At 65.1% G+C, this 11987-nt stretch carries 11 protein-coding genes and 1 pseudogene; all 12 read left to right on the top strand.

Annotation, left to right across the window (positions count from 1 at the left end; all coding sequences use genetic code 11):
• The first annotated feature begins 14 nt into the window (after window positions 1-14).
• The 12 genes and pseudogenes from acpP to trmD all read left to right on the top strand — a co-directional run bounded on the left by acpP (window position 15) and on the right by trmD (window position 11612).
• Window positions 15-251: an acyl carrier protein gene (gene acpP / locus N687_RS0103580; protein ID WP_029420549.1), complete on the top strand. Its 237-nt coding sequence runs from the start codon at window positions 15-17 to the stop codon at window positions 249-251.
• Between the two features lie 78 nt (window positions 252-329).
• A complete protein-coding gene (gene fabF, locus N687_RS0103575) occupies window positions 330-1574 on the top strand; it encodes a beta-ketoacyl-ACP synthase II (protein WP_029420548.1) in 1245 nt (414 codons plus the stop codon).
• A 69-nt stretch (window positions 1575-1643) separates the two neighbouring features.
• Window positions 1644-2369 (top strand): ribonuclease III, encoded by a 726-nt coding sequence (gene rnc, locus N687_RS0103570; RefSeq protein ID WP_029420547.1) that lies wholly within the window; start codon window positions 1644-1646, stop codon window positions 2367-2369.
• Window positions 2350-5925, top strand: a complete 3576-nt coding sequence (smc, locus tag N687_RS0103565) for a chromosome segregation protein SMC (protein WP_029420546.1) — start codon at window positions 2350-2352, stop codon at window positions 5923-5925. Before rnc ends, smc begins: the two co-directional genes overlap by 20 nt.
• Window positions 5926-6033: 108 nt before the next feature.
• Entirely contained in the window at window positions 6034-6945 is a 912-nt protein-coding gene (gene ftsY, locus N687_RS0103560; RefSeq protein ID WP_029420545.1) for a signal recognition particle-docking protein FtsY, read from the top strand.
• 33 nt (window positions 6946-6978) lie between these two features.
• Window positions 6979-7353: a YlxM family DNA-binding protein gene (gene ylxM, locus N687_RS0103555; RefSeq protein ID WP_231493577.1), complete on the top strand. Its 375-nt coding sequence runs from the start codon at window positions 6979-6981 to the stop codon at window positions 7351-7353.
• A 4-nt stretch (window positions 7354-7357) separates the two neighbouring features.
• Window positions 7358-8656: pseudogene (gene ffh / locus N687_RS0103550) on the top strand (signal recognition particle protein); the annotation flags it as partial.
• 215 nt (window positions 8657-8871) lie between these two features.
• Window positions 8872-9147, top strand: a complete 276-nt coding sequence (gene rpsP, locus N687_RS0103545; RefSeq protein WP_029420542.1) for a 30S ribosomal protein S16 — start codon at window positions 8872-8874, stop codon at window positions 9145-9147.
• A gap of 43 nt (window positions 9148-9190) precedes the next feature.
• Window positions 9191-9421, top strand: a complete 231-nt coding sequence (locus tag N687_RS0103540) for a KH domain-containing protein (RefSeq protein WP_029420541.1) — start codon at window positions 9191-9193, stop codon at window positions 9419-9421.
• Between the two features lie 139 nt (window positions 9422-9560).
• Entirely contained in the window at window positions 9561-9986 is a 426-nt protein-coding gene (locus tag N687_RS0103535; protein ID WP_231493386.1) for a YlqD family protein, read from the top strand.
• A 202-nt stretch (window positions 9987-10188) separates the two neighbouring features.
• Window positions 10189-10824, top strand: a complete 636-nt coding sequence (gene rimM / locus N687_RS0103530; protein WP_331280121.1) for a ribosome maturation factor RimM — start codon at window positions 10189-10191, stop codon at window positions 10822-10824.
• Between the two features lie 2 nt (window positions 10825-10826).
• Complete coding sequence (gene trmD, locus N687_RS0103525) at window positions 10827-11612, top strand: tRNA (guanosine(37)-N1)-methyltransferase TrmD (RefSeq protein ID WP_197029354.1); 786 nt, start codon at window positions 10827-10829, stop codon at window positions 11610-11612.
• Window positions 11613-11987: the final 375 nt, after the last annotated feature.

Genomic DNA, 11987 nt, shown 5'->3' with positions numbered 1-11987 from the left:
GAGGGGGTGAGATCATGGCTGACACGTTTGAACGCGTGAAGAAGATCATCGTCGAGCGCCTCGGGGTCGAGGACGACAAGGTCACCCCGGACTCCACGTTTAAGGACGACCTGGGTGCCGATTCCCTTGACGTCGTCGAACTGATCATGGAGTTGGAAGATGAGTTCGACATGGAGATCTCCGATGAAGACGCGGAGAAGATCCGGACCGTTGGCGATGTGGTTACATACATCGAGTCGCATCAGTCGTGACACAGACAGTTTTGCAACGGAGTCCCGCGCGGTTGCCGGGGCTTTGTTATATCGCGGGGTACGGATGGGGGTGCAAGGGTGAAACAGCGAGTCGTCATCACAGGACTCGGGGTGGTCACACCCATCGGCAACGACGTCCCCACGTTTTGGCGCAACCTGGTGGAGGGACGGTCGGGGGTGTCGATGATCGACGCGTTCGACGTGTCCGACTACCCAACCAAGTTCGCGGCCGTGGTTCGCGATTTCAATCCAGAACAATATATCGACAAGAAGGAGTTGCGCCGGCTTGACCGGTTTACGCAGTTCGCCATCGCCGCCGCACGGCAGGCGGTGGCGGACGCGGGGCTCGAGATCCACGAGGAGAACGCCGAACGGGTCGGCGTGTACATCGGTTCGGGCATCGGCGGCATCCATACGCTGCTGGAGAACTACCGTACTCTCTTGGACCGCGGTCCGCGCCGGGTGAGCCCGTTCGTCGTCCCGATGATGATCGCCAACATGGCGTCCGGCCAGGTCTCCATCCTGCTCGGGGCCAAGGGCCCGAACTCGACGGCCGTGACGGCGTGCGCGACCGGGACCCACGCCATCGGTGACGCGTTCAAGATCATCGAACGCGGCGACGCGGACGTGATGATTGCGGGAGGCAGCGAGGCGGCCATCGTCGATCTGGCGCTGGCAGGCTTCTGCAACGCGAAAGCGTTGTCCACGCGCAACGATGCGCCGGAGAAAGCGAGCCGTCCGTTCGATAAGGACCGTGACGGTTTCGTCATGGGCGAAGGGGCGGGCATCTTGGTACTGGAGTCGCTCGAGCACGCGTTGCAGCGCGGCGCTCGGGTGCGCGCCGAAATTGTCGGGTACGGGATGTCGGGCGACGCTTATCACGTTACTGCTCCGCACCCGGAGGGCGACGGCGCGTACCGCGCGATGGCGGCCGCCCTGCGGGACGCCGGCATCCAACCGGAAGACGTGGACTACATCAACGCGCACGGCACCTCCACCGATGTCGGTGACGTTCACGAGACCTTGGCCATTAAGCGCTTGTTTGGAGATCACGCCAAGCGCCTCGCCGTCAGCTCCAATAAGTCGATGATCGGGCACTTGCTCGGTGCGGCGGGCGGCGTCGAGGCGGTGGCGACGGTCAAGACCATCGAGGATGGGATCTTACCCCCCACGATCAACTACGAGACTCCGGATCCGGAGTGCGACTTGGACTACGTGCCGAACGTGGCGCGTCCTGCGCAGGTGCGTTACGCGTTGTCGAATTCGTTCGGGTTCGGCGGGCACAACGCCGTCATCGTGCTGAGCCGTTATCAATCGGAGTGACGGCGCCATGGCAGGGTTGCGAGCCCCCGGCTTGGGCCGGGGGCTTTTTCCAAATAGAGGTGAGGTCGCTTGGCGAGGAACAGATGGGACGATTTACAGTCCGCGCTCGAGATCACATTTACAAATCCCGCCCTGCTGAAGCAGGCATTCACGCACGCATCCTATCGGAACGAGCACCGCAGACCTGCACTGCAAGACAATGAACGGCTGGAATTCCTCGGCGATGCCGTGCTGGAGCTGGTCGTCAGCGACTATTTGTACCGCACGCGACCGGATCTGCCGGAGGGAGAATTGACACGCCTGCGGGCGTCTATCGTGTGCGAATCCTCTCTCGTCCGGTTCGCGCGGGGATTGGGTTTTGAACAGTACATCCGGCTCGGCAAAGGGGAGGAACGATCGGGCGGCCGAAACCGTCCGGCTCTGCTCGCCGACGTATTCGAGGCGTTTATCGGGGCCCTGTACCTCGATCAGGGGCTGACCGCGGTGCAGGCGTTCGCGCACCGTCACATGTTTCCGCACGTGCACGACTATTCCTCGGCGCTCGATTGCAAGACGGCGCTGCAGGAGTGGGTGCAACAACATCTGGGCCGGGATCTTCGCTATGAAACGGTGGAAGAGCGCGGACCGGCGCACGCCCGGGAATTTGTCGTCCAAGTCTGGGTCGGCGACGAGTGTATGGGCCACGGCATCGGCCGCTCGAAGAAAGAGGCGGAGCAGCGCGCGGCTGGCGAGGCCCTGCAGCGATTGGGCCGACTGCCGGTGAGGAGGGATCCGGTTGTTCCTGAAGCGGATTGATGTCGTGGGGTTCAAGTCATTCGCAGACAAGACCGGGATCGACTTCTCCCCTGGCATCACCGCGGTGGTGGGGCCGAATGGAAGCGGCAAGAGCAACATCGCCGACGCGATCCGCTGGGTGCTCGGCGAGCAGAGCGCAAAGAATCTGCGCGGCAGCAAGATGGAGGACGTGATCTTCGCCGGAAGCGAGACGCGCCGGCCTATCAATTTTTGCGAGGTCACGTTGACGCTGGACAACACGGACCGCCATCTGCCGGTGGTGTTCGACGAGGTGACGGTGACTCGGCGGGTGTACCGCTCGGGCGAGAGCGAGTATCTGATCAACCGGCAGCCGTGCCGCTTGCGCGACATCACCGAACTGTTCATGGACTCGGGCATGGGGCGGGAGTCGTATTCTATCATTGGCCAGGGGCGCATCGAGGAGATGCTCTCCACCCGCCCCGAGGATCGCCGGGGCCCGTTCGAGGACGCGGCCGGCATCGTGAAATTCAAGTTCCGCAAACGCGAGGCGGAACGAAAGCTGGAGGAGACGGCGGCGAACATCGTGCGCGTCGACGACATCCTCTCGGAGCTTCAGCGGCAGGCGGGGCCCCTCCAGGCGGAGGCGGAGCGCGCCCGGCAGTACCAGGCGCTGGAGGCCGAATGGAAGGCGATCGACATCGCGCTGTTGGTCGCGGAAATCGACCAACTGAACCACCGTTGGCGTGAGGCTTCGGCCACCGTGGAGGACATCTCGCGCCTGCGCCTTCAGCAGGCTCAATCGGTGGCCGAGCGGGATGCGGCGTTCCAGGAAGTGCGTCGGCGATTCGAACAGGCTGCGGTCGCCGCGGACACGCTGCAAAAGCGGCTGATGGAAGACCTTCAGGCGCGCCAACGCAGCGAAGGGGATCTCGCCCTGGCGCGGGAACGGTTGGCGAACGCCCAGGCTGTCATGGCCGATCGGGAGGCGCAGCGGCAACAGGTGGCGGTCGAATGGGAGGAACTGAGGCGGCAGCGGGAGCAGGTCGATGTCCGCCGTGCGGAGGTCCGGGCGCAACGAGAGGTCCAGGCGGCAGAGCTGGAGGTGGCCATGGGTTCCATCGATCCCGCCACTCGCCAACGCCTGGAAGACGACATCTCCCGCCTGAACGCGGACCTCATCGAGGCGCATCACCAGGCGGCCTCGCTGCGCAACGAGCGCAAACTGGCGGAGGAATCCATCGCTCAGGAAGACCGCCGTCGTGAACGTCTCGACGCGGATCTCCAGCGCCTCGGGGAGGAGGCCGAGCGATACGCCGCCGAAGAGGCCCGGTGGTTGGAAGCCGCGGGGGAACAACAAGCACGGATGCGCTCTGCAGAGGCCGAACTGGACGAATTGGGCCGGCAGGTGCAGGCACTTGGGCAAGAGGACGCGGCGCTGGCGGCCCGGCTGAACGAGTTGAAGGCCCGGATGGCGTCGCTCTCCTCCCGCCACGATCTGTTGCGCGAACTGGAAGAGGGATACGACGGATACGCGCTCGGAGTCAAGACGGTGCTGCAGGCGTCCGCCAAGCAGCGCCTGCAAGGCGTGCACGGCGCCCTGGCGACGCTGGTGGAGGTAGACAAGGAACACGAGACGGCCGTGGAGGTGGCGCTCGGCGGCGCACTGCAGAATATCGTGGTCGAGACGGAGGCGGACGCCCGGGCGGCCATCGACCTGCTGAAGCGCCGGCAAGCAGGACGTGCGACCTTTTTGCCGATCTCGGTGATCAAACCGCGCCGCCTGTCCGCGCAGGACCTGGAGCGGGTGCGCAGCACCCCGGGGTTCGTCGGCGTGGCCAGCGACCTGGTTCGCTGCCGGCCGGAGCATCGCGGGGTGGTGGAGCACCTGCTCGGCAACGTGGTGGTTGCGGAGCGACTCGTGGACGCCAATGAGTTGGCGCGCCGGTTGGACTACCGGGTGCGCATCGTCACCCGGGAAGGAGACGTGGTCAGTCCCGGCGGCGCCATGACGGGGGGAAGCCACCACAGGCGCGGGCCGGGACTGTTGGGCCGCAGCCGGGAGCGCCGAGAGGTGGAACGCCAACTGGAGGCGTGCCGGGAGGCGGAAGCGCAGTTGGCGGCCGAGCAAGCTGCGGTTCGGGAACGGATCTCGGCGCTGGGAAGGCAGCAGCAGACGGCGTGGGAGCGTTTGGAAGAGTCCAAAACCGCGCTGGCCGCAGCGGAGGCGGCGGCCCAGGAGGCGAGAACCCGGCGGCAGTCTGTGCAGGAGCGTCTGGACAGCGTGCGCTGGGATGCGGATCAGCTGCAGCAGGGACAGGACGCGTGGCACGCGCGGGCTGAGGAAGCCGCACAACGCCTGGTGCTCGCCGAGGCGGAGATTGGGAAACTGGAAACCATGCTGGCCGATGCGCGCGCCCGATTGGCCGCCTGGGACGCGGAAGCGTCAGCCCGGCAGGAGACGGTGACCGCCCTGCGGGTCCAGGTGGCCCGGCTGGAGCAGGAGGAAGAGGCGCTGTCGCACCAGATCCGGGATCTGGACGACCGGATGCGCCGATTGGCGTCCCGGTGCACCCTGCTGGAGAAAGATATCGCCGTCCAGGCAGACGCCGCCCGACAGGCCGAGGAGGCGATTGCCGAAGCGTCCGAGCGCCTGGCCGCATTGTCCGGCCAGGTGGTGGACCTGGAAGCCCAGCTCGAGCAGGTCCGGCAGTCTCGCAGCGGCCTCGAGGCGGAGATGGCCGAAGGCGAGCGCAGGCTCCGCGAGGCACAGCGAGCCCTGGCGGAATTGGACGAGCGCCTGCACCGGGCGGAGGTACAGGCAGAGCGGGCGGATCTTGAGCTCAATCACGCCCTGCGCAGGCTCGGAGAGGCGTATCAGATGACCTACGAGTGGGCGCGCGGGCACCATCCGCCGCCGGAGGACCTGGAGGCGGCCAGACGGGAAGCCGACCGGCTGCGCCGGGCCATGGCCGATCTCGGCACGGTGCGCACCGGGGCGATCGAGGAGTGGGAACGGCTCAGCCAGCGATTGCAGTTTCTCACGGACGAGCGCAACGATCTGGAGCAGGCCCGGGCCAACTTGAACCGCGTGATCGCCGAAATGGACGAGGAGATGGCCCGGCGTTTCCAGCAGACATTCGAGCAGATCCGGGCGGAGTTCCAGGTGTCCTTCCGGCAGCTGTTTGACGGGGGACGGGCCGATCTCACGCTCACGGAACCGGACCAGCCGCTGACCACGGGGATTGAGGTCATCGCGCAGCCGCCGGGGAAAAAGCTGCAGAATCTCAACCTGCTCTCGGGCGGCGAGCGGGCGTTGACGGCGATGGCGCTGTTGTTCGCCATCCTCAAGGTGCGGCCGGTACCATTCTGTGTGCTGGACGAGGTCGAGGCTGCTCTGGACGAAGCGAACGTCAGCCGCTTTGCCCAGCAGCTGCGGCGGTTCTCGGATGAGACGCAATTTATCGTGATCACCCACCGGCGCGGCACGATGGAGGAAGCAGATGTCCTTTACGGAGTGACGATGCAGGAGTCAGGCGTATCGTCCCTCATAGGCGTACGGCTGGGCGAGGACGAACCGGAGTTCGAGAGCGCCTGAGTGGGCCCGGATCGATGGCGTGGCCGAACCGTGGCACCGATCCGCGGGCACGGCGGGCGGCCCGGCCGCGCGGTCGACGCGGGGCTGGCGTGGAAGGGAGCGACGCGAATGGGATTGTTCGACAAGTTCCGGCGCGGGTTGGAGAAGAGCCGGGAGGCCGTTTGGGGGCGGCTGACGGGCGTCTTCCAGGGGCGCAAGCTGGACGAGTCGTTGTATGAAGAGATGGAAGAAGCTTTGATTGCGGCGGACATGGGGGTCGACACCTCGCTGTGGATGGTCGAACGCGTCCGGCAGCTGGCGCGCCAGGAAAAGCTGTCTGATCCCGCGGGCTTGCCGGTTCTTTTACAGCGGGCGATGGAAGAGGCGTTCGCGGACAACGACGCGCGGATGCGCTCCGCGGAGACGGGGCCGACGCTCTACCTGGTGGTGGGCGTCAACGGAGTCGGAAAGACCACCACCATCGGCAAGTTGGCGGCGCGCTACGGGAAGGAAGGCCAGAAGGTGATCCTGGCTGCGGCGGACACCTTTCGGGCCGCGGCCATCGAGCAATTGGTGGAGTGGGGCAGGCGCGCAGGTTGCGATGTGGTGCGCCACAGCCAAGGCGCCGATCCGGCGGCCGTGGTGTACGACGCGATCGCGGCGGCCAAGGCCCGAAAAGCGGACATCGTCATCTGCGACACGGCGGGCCGCTTGCATAACAAGGCCAATCTGATGGCGGAGTTGGCGAAGATCAACAAGGTCATCGGCCGAGAACTGCCGGGTGCGCCGCACGAGGTGCTTCTGGTGGTCGACGGCACCACTGGCCAGAACGCACTGGCCCAGGCGAAGGCGTTCAAGGAAGTGGTGTCCGTGACGGGCTTGGTCGTCACCAAGCTGGACGGAACCGCGAAGGGCGGCGTGCTGGTGCCGATTGTGCGCGAGGAGGGCATTCCAGTCAAATGGGTCGGGCTCGGCGAGGGTGTCGACGATCTGGAACCCTTCGACGCCGCATCCTTCGCGGCGGGAATCTGCCGGCCCTGACTCGATTCGCCTGTAAAGGAGAATTCCTTGACAATGTCGGACGACGCCCGTATCATGGAGAAGGTCACGCGGGTGGGCCATCTCTACGACTGCTATGGCCAGCTGTTGACCGAACGACAGCGGCAGATGGTGGAGCTGCACTACTTCGACGACTGGTCGTTGGCGGAGATCGCTGAGCATTTCGGCGTCAGCCGGCAGGCGGTTCACGACAACCTGCGGCGTGCGGAGGAGCAGCTGGAGGCGTACGAGGCGGTGCTCTCGATGGCCGCTGGAGCGGCGGTGTTACGCCGGATGTTGGCGGCCTGGCCCCGAGTGGCCGCCTGTCTGCCGGAGTCTGAGCGGGACCGGTTCGCCGGCTGGCTGCGCGAGTTGGCGGCCGTTCTGCGGACGCCGTGGGAAGAGGGGTGAGGCCATGCTGGAAGGCATCTCGAGCAGCCTGCAGAAGGCGCTTGGCAAGCTGCGATCCAAGGGCAAGCTGACGGAGGAAGACGTGCAGACTGCGATGCGCGAGGTGCGGCTGGCGCTGCTCGCGGCGGACGTCAACGTCAAGGTGGTCAAGCAGTTTGTCGATCGCGTCCGTGAACGCGCAGTAGGGCAGGAGGTGCAGAAGAGCCTCACGCCCGGCCAGCAGGTCGTCAAGATTGTCTACGAAGAACTGACGGAGCTGATGGGCGGCAGCCAGGAACGGCTGCGCATGGCGGCCAAACCGCCGACGGTGGTGATGCTGGTCGGCCTCCAGGGCGCGGGGAAGACGACGACCGCGGCCAAGCTGGCGCTCTCCTTTCGCCGCCATCAACACCGACCGCTCCTGGTGGCGGCTGATGTGTACCGCCCGGCGGCCATCCACCAGTTGGAGGTGCTCGGGAAACAGATTGATATCCCGGTCTTCCAGATGGGGAACCAGGCGGATCCGGTCGATATCGCCCGCCGCGGGCGAGAGGAGGCCATCCGCCAGGGGGCCGACGTGGTGATCATCGACACCGCGGGCCGCCTGCACATCGACGAGCCGTTGATGGACGAACTGCGGCGGATGCGGGACGCGCTGCAGCCGGACGAAGTGCTCCTCGTCGTCGACGCGATGACGGGGCAGGACGCCGTCACGGTGGCGGAGTCGTTCCACCAGCATCTGGGCTTGACGGGCGTGATCCTCACCAAGCTGGATGGCGATACCCGCGGCGGGGCGGCGCTGACGGTCCGCGCGGCGACGGGATGCCCCATCAAGTTTGTGGGCCTCGGGGAGAAGATTGAACCGCTCGAACCGTTCCATCCAGATCGATTGGCTTCCCGCATCCTCGGCATGGGGGACGTCCTGAGCCTGATCGAGCGGGCGCAGGAGGCCATCGACCTGGAAAAGGCCCAGGAGATGGAGCACAAGCTTCGGACGGCGCAGTTCACCCTGGACGACTTTCGCGAGCAGTTGCAGCAGGTGCGCAAACTCGGACCCATGGACCAGATCTTGAAGATGCTTCCCGGCGTCAACAAGATCAAGGGGATTGAGAACCTGCAGGTGGACGAGCGCCGGCTGCAGCGGATCGACGCCATCATCTCCTCCATGACCAAGGAAGAGCGCCAGGACCCGTCCATCATGAACGCCAGCCGCCGCCGCAGGGTGGCGATGGGCAGCGGCGTGACGGTGCGGGAAGTCAACCAGGTGCTCAACCAGTTCGAGCAGGCGCGGGAGATGATGAAGCGCTTCGCGGGCCTCGGGAAGCGATTCGGGCGCCGGGGCGCCTTGAATGCGCTGAAGTCGATGGGCGACCTGGGCGATCTCGGCGGGCTCGCCGGGGGCCAGATACCGGGCGCGTCCGGGGGCCGGGATTGGGCCGCGAACGGCGGCACCACAAGAAGAAGAAGCGGCGTTAGGCTGCGCGGGATCGCGGTGGCAGCGCGATCGACAAAAGACGTACAGCATGGAGGGATAGGTCGATGGCAGTGAAGATTCGATTGAAGCGGATGGGCGCGAAGAAGGCGCCGTTCTACCGGGTGGTTGTGGCGGACTCGCGTTCGCCGCGCGATGGCCGGTTCATCGAGCAGATCGGGACCTACAACCCGCTCACGGATCCGGCGGCGATCCAGATCAACGCCGAGCGGGCACTGCACTGGCTCCAGACGGGAGCCCAGCCGACGGACACGGTGCGGCATCTCTTCCGGCAGGCAGGAATTTTGAAGCAATTCCACGAACTGAGGTTCAGCAAGAAGTGATTCTGCGGGGGTGCCGAACCGCCCGCGCACAGGGGGCCGTCGGATGAAGGAATTGGTGGAGTACCTGGCCAAATCGCTGGTTTCTCAGCCAGACGCCGTGGTGGTCACGGAGGAGCGCCGCGGAGAGACCTGGGTCTACCGGGTGTCGGTTCACCCGAGTGACACGGGGAAGGTCATCGGCCGCCACGGGCGGATTGCGAAGGCCATCCGCAGCGTCGTAAACGCGGCGGCGCATCGGGAGAATCAGCAGGTCGTGGTCGACATCGACGCCTGAAGGCGGGGGGGCGCCGGGAGAGGCGCGGAGCGCGATCGTGCTCGGCCGGTGAGGCTTTCCGTCACCGGGGACTGCGATTTGCGGGCGCATCCTTCCGGAGCCCTCAGGTTCGGCGACGCGCGGTGGAGGAGGACGGGCTGTGATCACGATTCGGCAACCGGTCGCGGTCAAGTTCATCTTGACAGAGACCACGAAGCAGCAGATCCTGAACGAGCAGCGGCGCCAGGTCGAACGGCTCACCGCAGAATTGGAGCAGTTGGAGCAACAGGGCCGGCAGCTTTTGGAACAGGCGATGGCCCAGGGTGGCGATGTGGCGCAGCAGGTCCGCCAGCGGATCGAACAGGAGCGCAACACCCGTGTCCAGCAGCGCGAGCAGTTGATCCAGCAGATCCAGCAAATTCAGCAGATGGAGCTCGGAACGGAAATTCAAAATATGAGTGTGGAGACGACCGTCGACGTGCATGTAGGGGATGATTGGAGCAAGATCCTCCGCGGCGCGGAGATCATCATTAAGGACGGGATTGTGCACGAAATTCGCCGAGGCGGCGAACCGGTGCGCGACTGAGTCGCTGTCGCGGCGGGACGGGGTTGCCCGTGTATGGATGGTTGCACGGTGACGTGCGGCGTCCGCTCGGCGATGACACCCGTGAATTTGTGGTGCGCGATCTGTCTCTGTTGCACGATTTGCCTGAGTTGGAATGTGGCATGGGGCCGGGAGCCACGGGAGCGTGGACGCCGGCCCTGTTTGCGCGAACGGAGGGATTTCGGTGGCGGATGCCTACTACACGGTGGGTGCGATCACAGGCACGCACGGGCTTCGAGGTGAGGTGAAGGTCGTATCCCGGACAGATTTTCCGGAACTGAGATTTCGGAGAGGGTCGCGCCTGTACATCCGGCAGCCGGGGGGGACGCCGGTGACGGAGGTCACGGTGCGGTCCGGCCGGCAGCACAAACAGTGGTGGCTGGTGGCGTTTCAAGGCATGCTGTCCATCAACGATGTCGAGCGCTTCAAAGGCATGGAACTGTGTGTCCATGAGTCACAACTGCAGACACTCCCCGAGGGGACGTACTACATTCACCAGTTGATCGGCCTCGACGTGGTCGCGGACGACGGCCGGCGGGTGGGACGGTTGGTCGAGGTGCTGCGCCCGGGCGCGAACGACGTGTACGTGGTCCGCGGACCGCTGCAGAAGAATGACGTGCTCTTGCCTGCGATCCCGGATTGTGTGTTGGACGTCGATCTCGCGGCCAAACGCATGACGGTTCATCTGCTTCCGGGCCTGTTGGACGAGGACGAGGAAGAGGAAGACTGGGAGGCGGCTTCCGAAGCGGCCGTCGAGCAGTTGGATGCGCGGGATGGACAGGCAGCGGGTGGAACCCCGCTGGATGTGGAGGAACGCTGATGCTGCGAGTGGCCGTGTTGACGCTGTTTCCGGAGATGTTCGCCGGTGTGTTGGGTGCGAGCATCCTGAAGCGCGCCGTCGAGCAAGGGGAGTTGGTGGTGGAATTGGTGAATTTTCGCGACTTCGCCACGGACCGGCACCGTACCGTGGACGATTATCCGTTTGGTGGCGGGGCGGGCATGCTGCTCAAACCGGGTCCGCTGTTCGATGCGGTGGAGGCGGTCCGTTCGCGCATGCCGGGGGGGTGTCCGCGTGTCCTCCTGATGTCGCCGCAGGGGCGGGTGTTGACACAAGACCTGGTCCAGGAGTTGGCACAGGAACAGGAGTTCATGGTCTTGTGCGGCCATTACGAGGGTTTCGATGAACGCGTCCGCGAGCACCTGGTCACCGACGAGGTCTCCTTGGGCGATTTCGTCCTGACTGGGGGAGAGATCGCGGCCATGGCGATTTTGGACGCAGTGGCGCGCCTGCTGCCGGGTGTGCTCGGCAATCAGGCGTCCGCGCATGACGAGTCGTTTTCCTCAGGATTGTTGGAGTATCCGCAGTATACGCGTCCGGCCGTGTATCGGGAGTGGGCGGTCCCGCCGACGTTGCTGTCCGGGCACCATCAAAAGATCGCAGAATGGCGCCACGTACACGCCCTGTACCGCACCTGGGCGCGACGGCCCGACTTGCTCCGTAGATACCCGTTGACGGATGCGGATCGGCGTTGGATTGCGCGCTGGGAGCAGGGGGATTTCAGCGGGATCGACGTCCTGGAGCCTCAGCATCGTGCGGAGCGGATGTGAAACACCGTTCAGGGCTCATTTGCAGGCTGGCGTTAAGCAGCATGCGAAACTGTGGGTTGGATGGATTTACTATTTGATCTCTACGCCGATCCGTGCTATATTCGGCAATGTCGCTGCTGCGACGGCTGTGGCGTCGGCACCGTTGCTGGCGGCATGGCTGCGACGGCCACGGCGCCGGTCAGGCGATCGGGTGCCGTACGGCGGAACCATCCAGAGGGGATCATGCGAGTGGAAGCCTTCCAGAGAAGGCTGCCCAAGCGGAGGTCCTCCAAAACCCCCCACTTCCCATCGAGGATGCGGTGTGGTAAGATGGATGGCGCCGCTGAGAGCGGCGAAGTGAGAAAGCGACTGGTTCCTTGAAAACTGAACACGCCA

The sequence above is a fragment of the Alicyclobacillus macrosporangiidus CPP55 genome (assembly GCF_000702485.1).
Taxonomy (GTDB): domain Bacteria; phylum Bacillota; class Bacilli; order Alicyclobacillales; family Alicyclobacillaceae; genus Alicyclobacillus_H; species Alicyclobacillus_H macrosporangiidus_B.
This window is presented reverse-complemented; position numbering and strand designations above follow the sequence as displayed.